The following is a 19,507-nucleotide window of genomic DNA, read 5'->3' on the forward strand; positions in this document are numbered from 1 at the left end:
CGCCTCGACCGTAGACGTGCCTTGACCGCGGATGTGTCGACCTCGGATGTTTCTTGACCTCGGATGTGCCCTGACCTCGGATGTGCCTTGACCTCGTCGGCGGACCGTATTAAACACAATCTTTAAAACGAGGAGGTCCCTGGCATGCCCACCTACGAGATCGTGATCAAGAACGGCATCGTCGTCGACGGCTCCGGCACCCCGCGCTTCCGCGGCGACGTCGCGGTCAGCGGCGGCCGGATCGCCCGCATCGGCCGCATCCCCGCCGAGGAAGGCGCACGCGTCATCGACGCGACCGGCCTGATCGTCGCGCCCGGCTTCATCGACCTGCACACGCACTACGACGCGCAGGTCTTCTGGGACCCGTACGTGACCACCTCCGGCTGGCACGGCGTCACCTCCGTCGTCACCGGCAACTGCGGCTTCGGCTTCGCCCCCGTGCGCCCCGAGGAGCGCGAGCGCGCGATGTTGTCGATGACCGCCGTCGAGGACATCCCCACCGAGACCCTGCGCCTCGGACTGCCTTGGGACTGGGTCTCGTTCCCGGAGTACTTGGACAGCCTGGAGCGCACCCCCAAGGCCGTGAACGTCCTGCCGTACGTCCCGCTCAACCCCCTCCTCGTCTGGGTCCTCGGCCTGGAGCGCGCCAAGGCCGGCGACAAGCCGACCCCCGAAGAGAACGCCGAGATCGCGCGCATCCTCACCGAGGCCATGGAGGCCGGCGCGGGCGGCTGGTCCGCGCAGTGCCTGGGCCGTCCCGGGCACCCCGAGGACCGCCTCCTGCAGGGCGACTTCGACGGGACACCGATGCCGACCGACGTGATGTGGCCGGAGACGCGCGTGGCGGTCGCCGAGGCACTGGCCCGCCTGGGCCGCGGCTTCATGCAGCTCTCCGGCACCTCGATCACCGAGGAGGAGTTCGAGAGCCTGGTCGAGATCAGCGGACGCCCGCTCATCTGGAACGCGGTCATCGCCAACACCCGCAGCGGCGGACTGTACCGGCGCAAGATCGAGTGGCTCAAGAAGTGCCAGGAGAGGGGCCTGCCGATCTACGGCCAGGCGATGACGACCGACGTACCGGTCCCCTTCAGCTGGCTGTACGGCGGCCTCAGCGTCCGCCCGCCGGTCTCCACCGTGTTCGAGGCCGAGACGGTCGAGGAGAAGATCGCCCTCCTGAACGACCCGCGGATCCGGGCCGAGCTCAGGGAGTTCGACCCGTTCGTGTACCACGCGTACCCGGACATGCGGCTCCACAAGACGTTCACCGAGGAGTACAAGCAATACGAGGGCCTGCGCTTCAAGGAGATCGGCGAGCGCATCGGCCGCGACCCCATCGACATCCTGTGCGACGTCACCGTCGCCGACGGCCTGCGCACCGAGGTGCACACCGGGCAGTTCAACGCGTCGCTCGAAGGGCTGAAGGAACTCGTCGACTACGAGTACCTCATCCCCGGCCTGTCCGACGGCGGCGCGCACCTGAAGACGCTGAGTGCGGGCATGTACGGCACCGAGTACATCGTCGAGTACGTCCGCAAGCACGGCTGGACCAGCCTGGAGCGCGCCCACTGGCGGCTCTCCGCGCTGCCGGCGCACTGCGCGGGCTTCACCGACCGCGGCATCCTGCGCGAAGGCGCCGCGGCGGACATCATCGTGTACGACTACGACCGCCTCGCGTACGGCGACCCGGAGTTCCGCCACGACCTGCCCGCCGGGCAGTTGCGTACGGTCATCTCCGCGACCGGTTACCGCTACATCCTGGTCAACGGCCAGGTGACGGTCGAGGACGACAAAGAGGTCGGCGTGCACTCCGGCGAGTTGCTCCGGCACGGCACCAGCGGGGACACCAGCGCCTGACTGACGCCGCGTCAGCACCGCTGACCGACCTCCCCGCCACACCGGGTCCGCGCCACGACGCCACGTCGTCGGCGCGGGCCCGTCGCGCGCATCACCCACTCATCTACGCCGCAGCCACGGTCGGTTGCCCACCGGCCACAACGCGTCGGCTTTCGGCCGATTCCCCGCTAGGGCCCCAGGTCGGGAACAGATTCGCGCCCGCGCGTGCTGTGTCGTTCAGGGAGCCGGTACGCCGGACGGGAGGTGTCCGTGGTCCACGACGTGATGAGCGTGATGCCCGCGCCGCTGGTCCTCGTGCTGGTCGGCCTCGCGGTCACCGCCGAGTCGGCCCTCCTGTTCGGACTCGTCCTCCCGGGTTCGACCCTCCTCCTGACCCTCGGCCTGGTGACCCGCCTCGGCGAGGTCCCGCTCTCGGCCGCGATACCGGTCGCGATCGCCGCCGCGGTGCTCGGCGGCCAGCTCGCCTACCTGCGCGGACGCCACCACACCGGCAAACCCCGGTCCGCCGGCCCCCTGCACGCGACGATCGAGCGGGCGGAGAGCATGGTGGCGCGCCACGGCGTGTGGTCGATAGCGATCGCCCAGTGGATAGCGGGGCTGCGTACGTTCACTCCGCGCCTCGCCGGCCGCGCCCGCGTCCCGTACCGCGTCTTCGGCCTCACCCAGATCGTCGTGGCGGCCACGTGGGCCGCCTCGTTCGTGTCGCTCGGACACTTCGCCGGGCTCGCGATGCAGCAGCGCATCGGCACGGCCGCGACCATCGCGGGAATCGTGGTCGTCGTCGGCGGACTGGTCGTGTACGCCGTACGCCGCCGCACCACCCGCGCCGCGCCGTCCCCGGCCGCTGCCGCCACGCAGCCATCCGGACCGGCCCCCACTCCATCCCCGGCCCCGGTCGGGATCTCCGCGTCGGCTGCCGCAGCGACCTCCGTCTCGGGCGCCCTCTCGGAGCCCGTCTCGGCCTCCGCGTTGGCCTCCGCCCCCAGCTACGCCCCGCCCCCGCGCGCGCCCGTCCCCTCCCGCGCCCCTGGACGCCTCGAACCCCTGCCTGGAACCTGGCCGGTCGGCCCCTGGATGTGCTTCCCCTGGTGAAATCCGCGCGGTTCGCCCGCCGGTTGGGCAACTCCGCGACGGGTAGCGCCCCTTGGCACGGGGTAAAGCTCCTGGACCGTCGAGGGGAGGCACCTTGTCGAAGAAGACGAGGAAACGGAAGACCCGCCGGAAAAACCGGGCGAACCACGGCAAGCGGCCGGCCTGACACAGGAGCCGACACGGGCACCGCACACGGGCACCACACACAGCACTGAACAGAGGCGCTGACACAGGCACTCAACACGGGCGCTGAGCACGACGCTGAGCACGGCGCCGAGCTAGGGCCCGCACACAGGCACGCGGCGCCGGAGACCGGGCGCCGAAGCCGAGCGCACGCGAACACCAGGTGCCCACACGAGAGTCCCGCACCGCGGACCGCGCGGTGCGGGACGTTTTTCTCGTGGCCGCCGTCCCCCGTCCGTCCCCGCTCAGCAGGGATCGGCGATCTTGTCGACGGTCACGTGCGTGTTGACGGCGGTGTCCGGGACGAACCCGGTCAGGCCGTCAATGGTGACGCGGTCCCAGATGCGGCTGGTGCCGCCCCAACCGACGGACTCGGGCCCGTCGGTGTGGCAGAGGACCTCGACCGTACGCCCGACCGGCAGATCCGCCAGCTTGGGCGAACCGGCGTTCGGCTCGGCGAAGAGCGCGATGCCTTCCGGCTGCGCTATGGACACCTCGCGCGGGGTCGCCGGACGGTCGTCCGGGTTGCCGCGAATCGCTCCGAGGACGACCAGGATCACCACGGCCACGACAATGCCGGGGCCGGTCCAGCCGGGCTGCGGTGTGTGGACGGTGACGGTCGAACCGTTGGGTACTCGTACGTTGCTGGTCTCGAACATGACGGGATCACATCCCCCGATACCGAAGTACAGCCCGCCACGCGCCGCGTGGACGACGGCGGTGGGCCGCTGGCCCTTACCACCGCCAACACCCTTCGATAGCCTGGGAATCTGGCGCGAGTCCCGAGGGCTGCGAAGGCTGCTGTCGGCGATTCGACGGGGAGAGGCGGTGCGCCGACCGTGAATCGGCCTACCGTCTCTCCCCACATACGCGAGCGCCACAGGGGGGAGGTGTCGTTCTGGCACTGACGCGCCCCCGGCGCCCCACCCCTTCCTGCCGGACAAGGTGACCTCGCCCGGCGCGGAGGGGCAATCCCCTGTCGACTTTGTGTCGTTCGTCGACGATTCTGGGGATCCTCCTTATTGCGGCGGCAGTTGCCGCCAACCGTTGCGGACCCTCGTGCCAACGACGCCACGACTCCCGCTGCGGCTGACTTCTCGTGTCCAGTGTTGAGGGAGAAGAAGGCGTGGCAGAGATCATCAGCATCAAATCGGCGTGGCGCCGCAGCAGTTACAGCGGCAACAGCGGGAACTGCATCGAGGCTCGGTCGGACACGTCGGTCTGGGTACGCGACTCCCGACGTCCCCTCGTTGCCCCGCTCGGCTTCCCGGCCGGCGCGTGGTCGGACTTCGTGGCGCGGATACACACAGACTGACCGACCGGACCACGCGAACAGACGCGACCCGAGCGACCCAGACGACCCTGATGACCCAAATGACCCAGGCGACCGAACGAGCCGAACCGCGGGCATGCGCACCCCCGTTGCACCGAAACGCTGCGTGCCGCACATGCCCACACCCCCTCTGTATGCCACTGTGACCGCTACCGCTCTACCACTTAGCGATCCGCCCTAGAGACGAATGCCATATGGCACTTTGACCACGGTTCTATTGCACAACAGCAGCAGCGTTGTGACAAGGGGGAGTTGCCTCAAGTAAGGCGTTCCAGCGCGTCATCGATCAATTTGATGGGATCCACGGCCCCCGCGGCCTCCTCCAACTGCCAGAAGGACTCCAGGTACTCCTGCGGTTTGCGCTCGGTCGGCTCGGAGATGATCATGCTGCCCTCGGCGCCCTCGATGTACAGCACGAGCGAGGCGTCGTCCGGGAATTCGAACACCACATAGCCTCGGCGGTGGCGCGGGTAAAGCCCTTCGCTGAACGGCATGATCTGCAGCGTCAGGTCGGGCCGCTGCGCCATGGTCCGCAGGTGGAGCAACTGGGCGCGCATCACGGCCCGTCCGCCCACCACACGGCGGATGACCGACTCGTCGATGATGAAGTGTGTCTCCGGCGGCGTCTCGCGCTCGAACAACTTCTGTCGTTCCATGCGCAGTTCGATGGCCTTGGGGTTCACCGGGCTGCGCCCGCTCGTGTTGAGCATCGCCTGTTCGGCGTACTCGGGTGTCTGCAGAAGGCCCGGAACAATGGTGATCTCGAAGTTGCGGATCACCGAGGCAACGGTCTCGTAGCCGATGTACGCCGCGTAGTCCCGGTTGATCACATCGGCGAAGCGGTCCCACCACGCGGTGCGGCGCACGTCCTTGGACAGGGCCAACAGCTGTTCCTGGAGCGCGGGTTCGACCCCGTAGTGGTTGAGCAGCACCCGCAGGTCATTGGTGGAGATCCGGTTTCTGCCGCCCTCGATGCGGATCAGCTTGCTGAGCGACCAGTCCATCTCGTCGGCCACCTGCTGTTGCGTGAACCTGCGTTGCTCCCGAAGCCGCCGCAGTTCGGCCCTCAGTCGGCCAAGCGAAACCAGCGGGTCCGGACTCTGGGGCATAGCTGATCCCTGCCTCGGTAGGCACTCAAAGGTGCTGAAGATATGTCAAACACACTTACGGCAATCTGCCTAGTGGCAGTTGGCCAGTCAGCAACGAGCCTAGTACCGCTCGGGCGTTGAATCAGCCGAACACGCCAGCGGGTTCGCCATCCACCCGGACTTCACACGCACGTCATTCCCGCATTGACGTCGCCCGCATCGAGCCGCCGGAGGTGCCTCGGAGACACCCCGGAGGCACCTCGGAGGCACACACCGGGCGCCCGGCAGGCCCGCGGCGGACGCGGAGCGGGCGTACGGCGGAGGCCGGGCAATGCACACAGAGGACACGGGCAGCAATCTGCTTGGTGGCAGTTGGCCAGTCGGCCGGTCGGCGACAAGCCCGGCGCCGACCACCGGACCACCGAACCTGAGACATACTTCCGATCAGGAAAACTTGCGCGCTTTGCCCTATATGTCGATCGATCGGCGTTCAGCCGTACATCCGGCGCATGGCGAAGTTGATCATCTGTTCGATCGCCTTGGCGTCGAACATCACACGGTGCTCGCCGTCCAGGTCGAGGACGAAGCCGTACCCGTTGGGCAGCAGGTCCAGCACCTCGGCACCGGTGACGGTGAAGTGGCGGGACTCCTCGCCCGCGTACCGCTTGAGCTCCTCCAGCGAGGAGAACATCGGGATCACCGGTTCGGGGGTGTTGTGCAGCGCCAGGAAGCCCGGTCGTTCGCCGCGGGGGCAGAAGACCTTGGAGGCTATGAAGACGGACTGGAAGTCCTCGCCGCTCATCAGGCCGGTGGCGAATCCGCGCACGGCGTCGGTCAGGCTCGGGCCCTCTGCCCGTACCTGCGGTTCCTCGGTCGCGTAGCCGTACACGACAACCGAGGTTAGCGCCTCTCCGGCGCTCATTCGGCCGGGTCGGGGATTGCCAAAGTTACCGACGGGTAGAATCATTGGGTTACCAGTCAGTACAGCCAGCCGGAAACGAACAGGCGGAGCCACACCATGGGTCACTACAAGTCGAATCTCCGCGACCTCGAGTTCAACCTCTTCGAGGTGTTCGGCCGCGAGCAGGTCTACGGCAGTGGCCCGTTCGCCGAGATGGACGCCGACACCGCGCGCTCGATCCTCACCGAGGTCGAGCGCCTGGCCGTGGGCGAGCTCGCCGACTCCTTCGCGGACGCCGACCGCAACCCCCCGGTCTTCGACCCCACGACGCACACCGCCACGCTGCCCGAGTCGTTCAAGAAGAGCTACAAGGCCTACATGGACTCCGAGTGGTGGCGCCTCGCGCTGCCCGAGGAGATGGGCGGCACCACGTGCCCGCTCTCGCTGCGCTGGGCCGTCGCCGAACTGGTGCTGGGCGCCAACCCGGCCCTGTGGATGTACGCCGCGGGCCCCGACTTCGCGCACGTCCTGCACGTCCTCGGCACCGACGACCAGAAGAAGGTCGCCGCCCGCATGGTCGAGGGCCAGTGGGGCTCCACCATGGTGCTCACCGAGCCCGACGCGGGCTCCGACGTCGGCGCCGGGCGTACCAAGGCCGTCAAGCAGGACGACGGCACGTGGCACATCGAGGGCGTCAAGCGCTTCATCACATCGGGTGAACACGACCTCTCCGAGAACATCATCCACCTGGTGCTGGCCCGCCCCGAGGGCGCCGGCCCCGGCACCAAGGGCCTCTCGCTGTTCGTCGTGCCCAAGTTCCACTTCGACTGGGACACCGGCGCGCTGGGCGAGCGCAACGGCGCCTTCGTCACCAACGTCGAGCACAAGATGGGCCTCAAGGTCTCCACGACCTGCGAGGTCACCTTCGGCGGCAACGCGAACACCCCGGCCGTCGGCTGGCTGGTCGGCGAGGTGCACAACGGCATCGCGCAGATGTTCAAGATCATCGAGTACGCGCGCATGATGGTCGGCACGAAGGCCATCGCGACCCTCTCCACCGGCTACCTCAACGCGCTCGAGTACGCCAAGGAGCGCGTCCAGGGCTCCGACCTGGCGAAGATGACCGACAAGGCCGCGCCGCGCGTGACCATCACGCACCACCCGGACGTGCGCCGCTCGCTCATGACCCAGAAGGCGTACGCCGAAGGCATGCGCGCCCTGGTCCTCTACACCGCCACGTGGCAGGACCGCATCGCGCGGGCCGAGGCCGAGGGCGGCCGCGACGAGCAGGCCGAGCGGGTCAACGACCTGCTCCTGCCGATCGTCAAGGGCTACGGCTCGGAGAAGTCGTACGAGCAGCTGGCCCAGTCGCTGCAGATCTTCGGCGGCTCGGGCTTCCTCCAGGAGTACCCGATCGAGCAGTACATCCGGGACTCCAAGATCGACACCCTCTACGAGGGCACCACCGCGATCCAGGGCCAGGACTACTTCTTCCGGAAGATCGTCCGCGACCAGGGCCAGGCGCTGACCCAGGTGGCCGGCGAGATCCAGGAGTTCATCGCCTCCGAGGCGGGCGGCGACACGCTGGCCGGCGAGCGGGCGCTGCTCGCCCGCGCGGCCGAGGACGTGCAGGGCATCGTCGGCACGCTGATCACCCAGCTGATGGCGTCCGAGCAGGAGGTCACCTCGATCTACAAGGTGGGGCAGAACACCACCCGCCTGCTCATGGCGTCCGGCGACCTGGTCGTCGCGTGGCTGCTGCTGCGCCAGGCGTCGGTGGCGCTCGCCAAGCTCGACGGTGCGAACGCCCGCGACAAGGCCTTCTACCAGGGCAAGGTCGCGGCGGCGAAGCACTTCGCGCGCAACGTGCTGCCGCTGCTCACGCCGCAGCGCGTGATGGCCGAGGAGACCGACAACTCGCTGATGGAACTGCCGGAGGAGGCGTTCTGATCCGCGTTTTCGCGGTTCGCGTCTGACGGTTTGTCAGCAGGCGGCCCCCCGTACCCTTTCCGTCCCGGGTACGGGGGACCGCCTTTTCGCCTCCCGGCCGTACGGGGGTCACCGGGGCAGGCCACAATCGCCCCTATGACGACCAGCTCGGCGGGTGCTGCGGGTGGGGCAGGGGTGGCGGACCGGACGGGCGGACCCGGGGCGGCGGCGCTGCTGCGCGGGTTCCTGTCGGGTGGGCTGGTCGGCGCGGCCCTCGCGTGCTTCGTCGTGGGGCCGGTGACCGACCGGATGAACCTGCTGGGTGCCGGCGCGGGGCTCATCGCGGCGAACATCCTGCTCCTGGCGATACCCAAGGCGGTACGTCGGCGCTCGGCACCGGCGCGCCCCGGACCGCGGCGCGCGCTGGCCCGGATCGAGAGCCGCCGCGCCCTGTCGTCCGAGTCCGGGGACATCCCGGTCGAGTTCGTGCTGACCGTGGCACCGGACGATGCGTCCGCGTACCGCGCCAAGTTCACCCAGTCCATCAACCTCGTCGACATCCCGGACTACAAGCCGGCCGGGATCGTGGTGGTCGAGTACCGGCCGGACCAGCTGTGGAAGGTCCAGATCGTCACCGAGCCGGACGCCGCGTGGGCGCGCCGGGCCCGGGAGGAGGTGGTGGACTCGGCCCCCGCGTCCACACTCGCCACCATGCCGACCGAGGGGTGCGGGTTCTGCCTGCTCATGCTGGTCGGGCTGCTGCTGGGGGCGGCCGCGGTGGTGTTCGCGTTCCGCGGCGACCTGTTCGACGACGACGGCACGTCAGGCTCCCCCAACGTGACGTCGACCACCACGTCCACCACGTCGAGCACGGTCCGGATCACCGGCGACGTCATGCTGATGCCGGGGCAGATGCGCGGCGCGGCCGAGCAGTTGATCGCCCTGATGGGCACGGACAAGGCGACCGAGCTCAGCATCGACGAGGACTTCATGAGCGTGGCCGCGCCCAAGCCCGCGGACCCGGGCCTCGTCGACTCGTTCCGGTTCCGCGACGGCAAGGTGGAGGCGACGGGTCCGCACGGGACGCGGCGGCCCGACGAGCCGCTGATCGACCTGCGGGCCCTGCCGTACGACCGGATGCTGTTCCTGGTCGTCGAGGCCAAGGCCGCACTCGGCCTCACGCCCGAGACGTGGCACATGTCGTTCCACCGCGCGCCCGATACGGGCGAGCTGGAGATCATCGTGACGGTCGGCGACTCGTACGGCGGCGCCTCCCTGCGGGCCGACGCCGAGGGCAACGTGGTCGAGCGCTCGCCGCGCCGCTGACGCCGCTCAGGGCACGGCGAGCGCCCGGTACCGGGTCGCCTCGCAGGCGGGTCAGAGGTCGGAGCCGCCGGTGGCGTCCAGCAGGTGGCCGGTGACCCAGCGGGCCGCGTCGGAGGCGAGGAACGCGACGGTGTCGGCGATGTCGTCCGGCCGGCCGACGCGGCCGAGTGCGGCCCGGCCCGACCAGTACGCCTGGGCCTCGGCGTTGTCGCGCAGCCATTCCGCGTTGATGTCGGTGTCGACGACCCCGGGCGCCACGCCGTTGACCGTGATGCCGCGCGCTCCGAGTTGCTTGGCGAGGGCGAGCGTGAAGACGTCGAGCGCGCCCTTGGTCGCGGCATAGGCGATGGCCTCCGGAAACGCGATGCGCGTCACTCCCGACGACACGTTGACGATCCGGCCGCCGTCGCGCAGCAGCGGGAGGGCGCGCTGCACGATGAAGAACGGCGCCTTGGCGTTGACCGCGAACACCTGGTCGAACTCCGCCGGTTCGACGTGCTCGATGGTCTTGGACAGGCCGATGCCGGCGTTGTTGACGACGATGTCGAGGCCCGACTCCCCGTACTCGCGCAGGCCTTCGGCCAGCCCCTCGAACAAGCGGTCGACGTCGCCCGGTTCGCCGAGGCGCGCGGCGACCGGGAAGGCGCGACCGCCGGCCTCGGTGACGGCGCTCACGGTCTCCTTCGCGGCGCGTTCGTCGCTGCCGTAGTGCACGGCGACCAGGGCGCCGTCCCGGCCCAGGCGCTGGGAGATCGCGCGGCCGATGCCGCGGCTGCCGCCGGTCACGAGGGCGGTCTTGCCACGCAGCGCGGGTGCGGCGGCGGCATCGGCGGCGGCGTGGGTGGCGGTGGTGGCGGTGGTGCTCATGACGGTCTCCCCAAGATTTATGTAGTGCTCGGACCAGAAAGAAACGTAGCACATATGTAGTGGGCGCTAAGCAATTCTTTCGGCGGCGCCGCCGGACGCGTGCGGGCGCGGCCCGGCGTACCCTCGGCTGCGAGCCACAGACGACCTCCCGGACGCCCCGCAGGACGGCCCCAGGACGACAACCGCGGCCTCGCGCCGCGCAACAGGAGCACCATGACTTCCCCGCACGGACAGCCTCTCGGCCACCGGTTCGACCGGGCGCACACCGACGACCTGATCGGGTACATCGCGGCGAGCCCGTCGCCGTACCACGCGGTCGCCAACGCGGCCGAGCGGCTCGAGGCGCTCGGATTCCGCCGCCTCGCCGAGACCGACCGCTGGGAGGGCGGCCCCGGCGGCCGCTACGTCCTGCGCGGCGGCGCGCTCATCGCGTGGTTCGTCCCCGAGGGCGTCTCCGGCCCGACCGGCTTCCGCGTCGTCGGCGGCCACACCGACTCCCCCAACCTGCGGGTCAAGCCGCGCCCCGACACCGGCCGCGCCGGCTGGCGGCAGGTGGCGGTCGAGCTGTACGGCGGCACCCTGCAGAACACCTGGCTCGACCGCGACCTCGGCCTCTCCGGCCGCCTCGCGCTCAAGGACGGCAGCGAGCACCTGGTGTTCGTGGACCGCCCGCTGCTGCGCGTACCGCAGCTCGCGATCCACCTCGACCGCTCGGTCAACGAGGGTATGAGCCTCGACAAGCAGGTCCACATGACGCCCGTGTGGGGCCTCGGGCCGGTCGTCGAGGGCGAACTGATCGAGTACGTCGCCAAGGAGGCCGGCGTCGCGGCGGGCGACGTGGCCGGGTGGGACCTGATGGTCCACGACGTGCAGCCGCCCGCGTACCTGGGCCGCGACCGCGAACTCCTCGCCGCGCCACGCCTCGACAACCTGGTCTCGGTGCACGCGGGCCTCGCGGCGCTGCTCGCCGCGGCGGGGTCCGGCGATCTCGCGCACATCCCGGTGCTCGCGGCGTTCGACCACGAGGAGGTCGGCAGCGCCTCGACCACCGGGGCGGGCGGCCCCCTCCTGGAGAACACGCTGCGGCGCATCATCGGGTCGGAGGGCTGGGACGACCAGGCCCGCGCGTTCGCCGACACGCTGTGCCTGTCGAGCGACGTCGGCCACGCCGTGCACCCGAACTACGCCGAGCGGCACGACCCCGACCACCACCCCGTCCCCAACGGCGGACCGATCCTCAAGGTCAACGCGAACCAGCGGTACGCCACCGACGCCACCGGCCGCGCGGTCTGGGCGGCGGCCTGCGACCGCGCGGGAGTTCCATGGCAGGCGTTCGTGAGCCGCAACTCGATCCCGTGCGGCTCGACGATCGGCCCGATCACCGCCACGCGCCTCGGCGTCGAAACGGTGGACGTCGGCATCGCGATGCTCTCCATGCACTCGGCACGCGAGCTGTGCGGCGCCTCGGACCCGTACCTTCTCGCGTCCGCGATGAACGCGTTCCTGGAGAGCTGAGCCGGTCCAAGCAGGCTCACGCGCGGGAAATCCGGCGGTGCGGCACGGTCCACGCGACCCTGGCGCGCCGCCGGCAGCCGCCGTTCGCCAGGCACAGGTACAGGCAGGACCCGAGGCGTCTCTCGCCCTCTGACGCCTTCCAAGCCACCGCCGTCCACCGGGCCGTCCGCGCACCTCGCCGACCACCGGTGCCGGTCTGGCACGCCGAGAAAGCGGAACCGGGCTCTCACGTCTGCCGCGTTCCGCGCAGGCCGATTCGACAGCCCTCCACGAGGCCGCGCACTCCGTGTTTCAGACGCGCGGGCGGCGCGCGCATGGGTGCCCATGCCGGGGAGGGACGGCGGCGCGACCTCACATCGCCGAGGTCGCGATGGATTTCAAGGACGCCGCCACCCAAAACATTGCCCTGTCGCTCGAAGCCGGGTGGTGCGCGGAGCATCAGTGGTTGGCCGCAACCGGGACCGGGCGCGCGAGGACTTGGCCGTGATCCTGCGAGACCCCGAAGGCCCAAGGCGGCACTGCGGGATGTGGCGACACCCCTCGGGAGCGACCGGGCGCGTGGGTGAAGAGGAATTGGACGCGGTGCCGCTCCCCCACAACCTCCCCGATCCCCGGATCTGGATCGCCGGTGTGCCGTGGCGCCAATCCGGCACCGAGGCCACAGAGCACGGAGATCCGCGGGTGGAGGCGGCTATGACGTCGCGGAGTGGGCCGGCCGGTTCTGCGGCATTCGAACCGCACCACGAGCCGGCAAGGCCCGACGCTTCGCAGCAGACCGCGGATTCCGGCGTGCACCGCGGGCTGCGGATCGGGGCCACTGGGCAGTAGGGCTGGGGGACTTGCGGTGCGCCGGACGCGAGGGCGGGCGGGTCAGTCGGTGGAGGGTTCGGTGTCGGGCGGGGTGATGGTGGCCAGGGAGAGCTGGAGTTCGGGGGCGCCGTCCGGGGTCTGGCGTACCGGGATGCCCCAGTCCTGCTGGTGGATGTGGCATGCGGGGTACTCGACGGGCTTGCCGTCGGGGCCGAGCGCGTCGCAGGACGCGGCCATCGCGGAGACGTGCAGGACGCCTTCGGTGACGGAGTCGTCGAGCAGCAGCGTACGGGCCAGCTCCGTACCCGGTCCCTCGCCCGCGAGCAGGAGGCCCGGCGGGCTGGCGTCCACCAGGAGCCGCGTCGCGGGGCCCTGGCGGTCGTCCAGCTTCTGACCGGGCGGCACGTCGAACACGACGGCGAGGCGCAGGCTGCCCGGGGCGATCTCGACCGGCGGACGCGCCGTGTGGTGCGCCTGCTCGGGCACCGAAAGGGCCTCGTCCGGCACGCGGATGCGGGTCACCCGGTGGCCCGCCGACTCGACGACCATGAGGTAGACGCCGTCGTCGTCGGCGACCACGACGGCGTCGGACGGTTCGCGCAGGCCGGTGGCGAGGGTGGTGACCTCGCGGGCGGCCGGGTCGTACCGGCGCAGCGCGTTGTTGTACGTGTCGGAGACCGCGACCGACCCGTCCGGCAGCACCGTGACACCCAGCGGGTGCTGCAACAGCGCCCGGTCGGCCGGTCCGTCGCGCAGCCCGAAGTCGAACAGCCCCTCGCCGACGGCGGTGGCGATCCGGCCGTCGGTCAGCTCGCGGAGCGCGGACGTCTCGGAGTCGGCGATCCAGAGCGTGTGCCCGTCCGGCGAGATCGCCAGGCCGGAGGGCTGGGCGAACCACGCGCTCTCGACGGCGCCGTCCTCCAGGCCCTCGTTGGTGGTCCCGGCCAGCACGTCGACCGACTCGCCTACCGGGTCGAACTCCCACAGCTGGTGCACGCCCGCCATCGCGACGACGACGCGGCCGCCGAACCACGCGACGTCCCACGGGCTCGACAGGTCCACTTCGCGTGCCGCCCCCGAGGTCCGGCCGCCCTGCCACCACTGCCGCCCGGTGCCGGCGACGGTACGCACGGTCCCGGTCGCCAACGAGACCCCCCGCAGCGCGTGGTTCGCGGTGTCCGCCACCACCACGTCGTACCCGACGTGTGCGGCGACCTCGGCGGGCAGCAGCGCGAGCCCCTGCGGCTCGGCGAGCGACGCGTGCCGCGGTCCGCCGTCCGTCAGCCCGCGATGGCCGTTGCCGATGCGGCGCAGCACGGTGACCCCGTCGTCGGCGAGCTCCACGAGAGAGTGGTGGCCCGAGTCGGACACCAGGAGGGTGCCGGACGGCAGCCGCAGCACCTTGCCGGGGAACCGCAGGTCGGTGCGCGGCGGTTCGGCGGGGACGTACGGTCCGTCCCCGCGGTGCAGCGTGCGCTTGTCCTCGTGCTCGCCCACCAGTTCGGCGACGAGGGCGTCGATCGCGTGGCCGTGGCCTTCACCGGCGAGCTGGGCGACGACGTACCCCTCGGGGTCGATCACCACGAGCGTGGGCCACGCCCGCACGGCGTACTGCCGCCACGTCGCCATTTCGGGGTCGTCCAGGACCGCGTGGCGCACCTCGTGGCGCTCGACGGCGGCGAGCACCGCGCCGTGGTCCGCCTCGTGGGCGAACTTCGGCGAGTGCACGCCGATGACCACCAGCACGTCGCGGTACTTCTCCTCCAGCTCGCGGAGCTCGTCGAGGACGTGCAGGCAGTTGATGCAGCAGAAGGTCCAGAAGTCGAGCAGAACGATCTTGCCGCGCAGTCCGGCGAGGGTGGGGGCCGAGCCCCCGGTGTTGATCCACCCGCCGGCTCCCGCGAGCTCGGGGGCGCGGACACGTACGCGGCGCGGCGTGCTGCTCATGATCTCCAGTCAAACACCTGCGCACCGGTTATCGGCGCAGGACGGACCTAGATTCCGGGTGCCGCGCGCGTCTGATCCTGACGAGGGGGGTGGACGGGCTGAGAGCAGAAGACGAGGCGAACTTCCGGGCGTTGTGGCATCCCGGCGCAAGGCCCTGGTGGGCACCGCCTACTTCCTCATGGGGGACGCCGGAGAAGCCGAGGATCTGGCGCAGCAGTTCCTCACGGACAGCCCGCCCGACCGCCCTTCCGCGGACCCGCCGACGCGCCGGCGGTACGCGGCGCGCGGCGCCGTACGACGGATCAGCCGACCCGGCGGTCCTTGAGCACCGGGAAGTCCGCGCGGGTCTTGGCGACCAGGGCGGTGTCGATCTCGGCGGTCAGCACACGGCCCTCCGGCCCGGCCTCGGCCACGATCTCCCCCCACGGGTCGACGACCACACTGTGCCCGCCCTGGGCCAGGCCGGCCTGGGAGCCCGCGGTGTTGCAGGCGAGCACGAAGACCTGGTTCTCGACCGCCCGCGCGCGGGCCAGCAGGCGCCAGTGCTCGACGCGGCGGGCGGGCCACGCGGCCGGGACGACCAGGACCTCGGCGCCGCGGTCGAGGAGCAGCCGGAACATCTCGGGGAAGCGCAGGTCGTAGCAGGTGGCCAGGCCGAGGGTGCCGAACGGCGTGGCGAGCGTCACGAGGTCGGCGCCCGGTCCCATGAGCGCGGCCTCGCCGCTGTCGAAGCCGAACCGGTGGATCTTGCGGTACGTCGCGCGCAACGCGCCGTCCGGGCCGAACACCAGCGACGTGTTGTAGTGCGCGCCGTCGTCGCCGCGCTCGACGATGCTGCCCCCGTGCAGCCACACACCCGCGTCGCGCGCGGCCTCGGCGAGCGCTTGCGCGGTCGGGCCGTCCAGGGTCTCGGCGTCCTCGTCCCAGCGGGCGTAGTCCCAGCCGCCGGGCAGCCACAGCTCGGGCAGCACGACGAGGTGGTCGTCCGCACGTTCGCGCACCAAGCGCAGCGTCTCGGCGAGGCGGTCGGCCTTCGGCACGGACAGATCGACATCGAGCTGAATCAGGGACACGCGCACGCAGACCACCACATCCCGCTGACCGTTGAACCGGTCCCGTCGCCGGAACCCCTGCCGAACATCCCCGCAAGCGCGGGCCGCTTCGCGCGAACCGGCTGCCCCGGGCTTCCGCGCAGCGTAACGTGCCTGCATGAACGCCCGGTCGCAGACGGGCCGCGACGGGGCGTCCCGACACCCAGAGGTTCGCCGTGAGCAATGAACTCCAGTATCTCGTCGACGCGTGGGAACAGTCCGTACGGTCGCTCTCCGACGTCTGCGCCGGACTGACAGAAGGGCAGTGGAACCGCGCGACGGAGTGCCCGGGCTGGTCGATCCGCGACGTCGTCTCGCACGTCATCGGCGTCGAACTGGAACTGCTGGGCGATCCGCGCCCGATCCACAACCTGCCGAGCGATCTCGCGCACGTGCGCCCGGACGACGAATTCAGCCGCTACTGCGAGATACCCGTGGACGTGCGGCGCTGCCACACCGCCGCGGAGATGACCGGCGAGCTGACGTGGGTGATCGGCCGCCGTCTGCGGATGCTGCGGGACAGCGACTGCGCGCCCGAGACCGAGGTGCGCGGCATGATGGGCCGCAGTACGCCGTACAAGCACCTGCTGCGCTCGCGGACGTTCGACGTGTGGGCGCACGAGCAGGACGTACGCCGCGCGACCGGCCGTCCCGGCAACCTCGACTCGCCCGCCGCGCAGGTGTCGCGCGACTTCCTGCTCGCCCAGCTCCCGCGCGTGGTCGCCGAGGACGCGCGCATAGCCCCCGGACACACGGTGGCATTCGACGTGCACGGGCAGCTGGAGTTCATGCGCACGGTCACCGTCGGGCCGAACGGGCAGGCGGGGATCGGCGAACAGGTCGCGCTGGCCCCCCTGGTGACGCTGTCCACCGACTGGGAGACGTTCGCGCGCCTGATGTGCGGACGGATCCGGCCGGCCACCGCCGACCTGAAGATCGAGGGCGACCGCGTCGCGGCCGAACGGGTGCTGGCGGAGATCGCGGTCACGCTGTAGCGCCCGGCCACCCCGCGGTCGCGCCAAGGCCGAGGCCGTGGCACCGGCGCTGACAGGCCGGAAGGGGCGGGCCGCTCATGTGCGGCCCGCCCCTTCCGTGTTGCGTTCCCGACCCGTGCCGGATCAGCTCCAGGCGATCAGCCGCTCGGGCCGCTCCAGCGCCGCGGCGGTGTCCGCGAGCACCTTGGATCCCAGCTCGCCGTCCACCAGGCGGTGGTCGAACGACAGGGCCAGGGTGGTGACCTGACGCGGCTTCACCTTGCCCTTGTGCACCCAGGGCATCGGGCGGATCGCGCCCACCGCGAGGATCGCGGCCTCCCCGGGGTTGAGGATCGGCGTACCGCCGTCGATGCCGAACACCCCGATGTTGGTGATCGTGACCGTGCCGCCCGACAGATCCGCCGGCTGCGTCTTGCCCGCCCGTGCGGTCGCGGTCAGCTCGCCCAGCGCCCGGGCCAGGCCGACGAGCGAAAGCCCGCCCGCGTCCTTGACGTTCGGCACCAGCAGACCGCGCGGAGTGGCCGCCGCGATGCCCAGGTTGACGTGGTCCTTGAGGACGATCTCCTGGTTCTCCTCGTCCCACGACGCGTTCACATCGGGGTTGCGCCGCACCGCGCCGAGCAGCGCCTTGGCCACCAGCAGCAGCGGGGACACCTTGACGTCGGCGAACTCGGGCAGTTCGCGCAGCTTTCCGACCAGCTTGACGCTGCGTGTGACGTCGACCTGCACCCACTCGGTGACGTGCGGGGCGGTGAACGCGCTGGCCACCATCGCCTGCGCGGTCGCCTTGCGCACGCCCTTGACCGGTACGCGCCGCTCGCCGCCGGCCGCGGCCGGTGCCGACGCGCCGGTCCCCTCCGCCGCCGCGTGCACGTCCTCGCGCGTCACGACGCCGCCGGGGCCGCTCGGCACCAGCGAGCCGAGGTCCACGCCGAGGTCCCGGGCCAGCTTGCGGACCGGGGGCTTGGCGAGCACGAGCACGCTGCCCGGTGCGGATCCCTGCGCGTGGAACGGCGCGGACCCGAGTGCGGCGGGTGCCGGTGCCGCGGGCGCCGCTGCCGGTGCGGCGGCGGGCCGGGTCGGCGGTGCGGCCGGGCGGGCCGGCGCCGGGCCCGAGGGCTTGTTGCGGGGGCGGCGGTGCGCGCTCGCGGTGCGTACGCCGTAGCCGACGAGCACCGCCTCGCGCCCCGCGCCCGGGTTCGCGGCGTCGCCGCCGTTCGCGTCGGCCCCGGACGCGTCACTCCCGGCGGTGTCGCTCCCGTCGGTGTCACCCGCGGCCTCGCCGCTTCCCGGCCCGTCCGCCGGCCCCGCGCCGTCCGCGGCACCCGCCAGCTCGACCGTGATGATCGGCGTACCGACCGGAACCGTGTCCCCCTCGGAGGCCAGCAGTTCGGTCACCACGCCGTCGAAGGGGCACGGGAGCTCCACCACCGCCTTGGCGGTCTCCACCTCGACGATCACCTGCCCGTCCGTGACGGTGTCGCCCACCGCCACCTGCCACGCGACGATGTCCGCCTCGAGAAGGCCCTCGCCGACGTCGGGCATCACGAACTGCCTGCGCTGCGCCATAACGTTGCTCCTCACCACTGCGTCACCAGGCCAGCGAACGGTCGACCGCGTCGAGCACGCGGTCGAGGTCCGGCAGGTACTCCTCCTCGATCCGCGACGGCGGATACGGCGAGTGGTACCCGCCTACCCGCAGGACGGGGGCCTGGAGGTGGTAGAAGCAGCGCTCGGTCACGCGCGCGGCGATCTCCGAGCCCATCCCGAGGAACGTCGGCGCCTCGTGCACGACGACCAGGCGCCCGGTGCGCCGCACCGAGTCCTCGACCGCCGCGAAGTCGACCGGCGAGAGCGAGCGCAGGTCGATCACCTCGAGGTCGCGGCCGTCGTCCGCGGCGGCCGCCGCCGCGGCGTCCAGGCACGTCTGCACCATCGGGCCGTAGGCGACCAGCGTGCAGTCCCGCCCGGACCGCACGACACGTGCGGAGTGCAGGGGGTCGGGCGTCGCGGCCGTGTCGACCTCGGCCTTGGCCCAGTAGCGGCGCTTGGGTTCGAAGAACACGACCGGGTCGTCGGAGCGGATGGACTGCTGGATCATCCAGTACGCGTCGACCGGGTTGGACGGCGAGACCACGCGCAGACCGGCGGTGTGCGCGAAGTACGCCTCGGGGGACTCGCTGTGGTGCTCGACGGCACCGATGCCGCCGCCGTACGGGATGCGCACCACGACCGGCACCTTGACGTGCCCGAGCGCCCGCGCGTGCATCTTGGCGAGCTGCGACACGATCTGGTCGTACGCCGGGTACACGAAGCCGTCGAACTGGATCTCCGCGACCGGCCGGTAGCCGGCCAGCGCGAGCCCGATCGCGGTGCCGAGGATGCCCGACTCGGCCAGCGGCGTGTCGACGACGCGGTCCTCGCCGAAGTCCTTCTGGAGGCCGTCGGTGACCCGGAAGACGCCGCCGAGCTTTCCGACGTCCTCGCCCATGACCAGGGTCTTGGGGTCGTCCTCCAGGGCCCGCCGCAGGCCCGCGTTGATGGCCTGCGCCATCGTCATCTGGGCGGGCTTGCCG

At 71.1% G+C, this 19,507-nt stretch carries 16 protein-coding genes; 8 read left to right on the forward strand and 8 right to left on the reverse strand.

The window, feature by feature from the left end:
* Positions 1-144: 144 nt before the first annotated feature.
* From AB0C36_RS00515 to AB0C36_RS43170, 3 genes are all read left to right on the forward strand, one after another.
* Positions 145-1,854: an N-acyl-D-amino-acid deacylase family protein gene (locus tag AB0C36_RS00515; protein WP_358347030.1), complete on the forward strand. Its 1,710-nt coding sequence runs from the start codon at positions 145-147 to the stop codon at positions 1,852-1,854.
* Positions 1,855-2,103: 249 nt separating this feature from the next.
* A complete protein-coding gene (locus AB0C36_RS00520) occupies positions 2,104-2,946 on the forward strand; it encodes a DedA family protein (protein WP_358347033.1) in 843 nt (280 codons plus the stop codon).
* A 94-nt stretch (positions 2,947-3,040) separates the two neighbouring features.
* Positions 3,041-3,112 (forward strand): 50S ribosomal protein bL37, encoded by a 72-nt coding sequence (locus tag AB0C36_RS43170; RefSeq protein WP_372498534.1) that lies wholly within the window; start codon positions 3,041-3,043, stop codon positions 3,110-3,112.
* A 262-nt stretch (positions 3,113-3,374) separates the two neighbouring features.
* On the opposite strand, the gene AB0C36_RS00525 is transcribed toward AB0C36_RS43170, so the two are convergent.
* Positions 3,375-3,788, reverse strand: coding sequence for a hypothetical protein (locus tag AB0C36_RS00525; RefSeq protein ID WP_358347036.1), 414 nt, complete (start codon positions 3,786-3,788; stop codon positions 3,375-3,377).
* Positions 3,789-4,255: 467 nt separating this feature from the next.
* Between AB0C36_RS00525 and AB0C36_RS00530 the strand changes: the two genes are divergently transcribed.
* The gene (locus AB0C36_RS00530) at positions 4,256-4,444 is read left to right on the forward strand and encodes a DUF397 domain-containing protein (protein ID WP_358347038.1); all 189 of its coding nucleotides are present in this window, start codon (positions 4,256-4,258) and stop codon (positions 4,442-4,444) included.
* A 275-nt stretch (positions 4,445-4,719) separates the two neighbouring features.
* Here the strand turns inward: AB0C36_RS00530 and AB0C36_RS00535 are convergent, their stop codons facing one another.
* Together AB0C36_RS00535 and AB0C36_RS00540 are read right to left on the reverse strand one after the other, a co-directional pair.
* Positions 4,720-5,571 carry a helix-turn-helix domain-containing protein gene (locus tag AB0C36_RS00535; protein WP_358347040.1) on the reverse strand — a complete coding sequence of 284 codons (852 nt, stop codon included), beginning with the start codon at positions 5,569-5,571 and terminating at the stop codon, positions 4,720-4,722.
* 469 nt (positions 5,572-6,040) lie between these two features.
* A complete protein-coding gene (locus tag AB0C36_RS00540; protein ID WP_358347042.1) occupies positions 6,041-6,439 on the reverse strand; it encodes an SseB family protein in 399 nt (132 codons plus the stop codon).
* A gap of 129 nt (positions 6,440-6,568) precedes the next feature.
* Between AB0C36_RS00540 and AB0C36_RS00545 the strand changes: the two genes are divergently transcribed.
* Both AB0C36_RS00545 and AB0C36_RS00550 read left to right on the forward strand, forming a co-directional pair.
* Entirely contained in the window at positions 6,569-8,401 is a 1,833-nt protein-coding gene (locus AB0C36_RS00545; protein ID WP_358347044.1) for an acyl-CoA dehydrogenase, read from the forward strand.
* A gap of 135 nt (positions 8,402-8,536) precedes the next feature.
* Positions 8,537-9,706 (forward strand): hypothetical protein, encoded by a 1,170-nt coding sequence (locus AB0C36_RS00550; RefSeq protein WP_358347047.1) that lies wholly within the window; start codon positions 8,537-8,539, stop codon positions 9,704-9,706.
* Positions 9,707-9,757: 51 nt separating this feature from the next.
* Here AB0C36_RS00550 and AB0C36_RS00555 read toward each other — a convergent pair whose 3' ends face one another.
* Positions 9,758-10,573, reverse strand: coding sequence for an SDR family oxidoreductase (locus tag AB0C36_RS00555; RefSeq protein ID WP_358347049.1), 816 nt, complete (start codon positions 10,571-10,573; stop codon positions 9,758-9,760).
* Positions 10,574-10,786: 213 nt separating this feature from the next.
* Between AB0C36_RS00555 and AB0C36_RS00560 the strand changes: the two genes are divergently transcribed.
* Complete coding sequence (locus AB0C36_RS00560) at positions 10,787-12,088, forward strand: M18 family aminopeptidase (protein ID WP_358347052.1); 1,302 nt, start codon at positions 10,787-10,789, stop codon at positions 12,086-12,088.
* Positions 12,089-12,958: 870 nt separating this feature from the next.
* Here the strand turns inward: AB0C36_RS00560 and AB0C36_RS00565 are convergent.
* Together AB0C36_RS00565 and AB0C36_RS00570 are read right to left on the reverse strand one after the other, a co-directional pair.
* Entirely contained in the window at positions 12,959-14,845 is a 1,887-nt protein-coding gene (locus AB0C36_RS00565) for an NHL domain-containing thioredoxin family protein (protein WP_358347054.1), read from the reverse strand.
* Positions 14,846-15,147: 302 nt separating this feature from the next.
* Positions 15,148-15,924: a carbon-nitrogen family hydrolase gene (locus AB0C36_RS00570; protein ID WP_435838949.1), complete on the reverse strand. Its 777-nt coding sequence runs from the start codon at positions 15,922-15,924 to the stop codon at positions 15,148-15,150.
* Positions 15,925-16,112: 188 nt separating this feature from the next.
* Here AB0C36_RS00570 and AB0C36_RS00575 point away from each other — a divergent pair, with 188 nt between their 5' ends.
* Positions 16,113-16,931 carry a maleylpyruvate isomerase family mycothiol-dependent enzyme gene (locus AB0C36_RS00575; RefSeq protein WP_358347057.1) on the forward strand — a complete coding sequence of 273 codons (819 nt, stop codon included), beginning with the start codon at positions 16,113-16,115 and terminating at the stop codon, positions 16,929-16,931.
* Between the two features lie 123 nt (positions 16,932-17,054).
* On the opposite strand, the gene AB0C36_RS00580 is transcribed toward AB0C36_RS00575, so the two are convergent.
* Positions 17,055-18,500 carry a dihydrolipoamide acetyltransferase family protein gene (locus AB0C36_RS00580; protein ID WP_358347058.1) on the reverse strand — a complete coding sequence of 482 codons (1,446 nt, stop codon included), beginning with the start codon at positions 18,498-18,500 and terminating at the stop codon, positions 17,055-17,057.
* A 22-nt stretch (positions 18,501-18,522) separates the two neighbouring features.
* The gene (locus AB0C36_RS00585; protein WP_435838954.1) at positions 18,523-19,491 is read right to left on the reverse strand and encodes an alpha-ketoacid dehydrogenase subunit beta; all 969 of its coding nucleotides are present in this window, start codon (positions 19,489-19,491) and stop codon (positions 18,523-18,525) included.
* Positions 19,492-19,507 lie beyond the last annotated feature (16 nt).

It is taken from the genome of Streptodolium elevatio, assembly GCF_040649515.1.
GTDB classification, from domain to species: Bacteria; Actinomycetota; Actinomycetes; order Streptomycetales; family Streptomycetaceae; genus Yinghuangia; species Yinghuangia elevatio.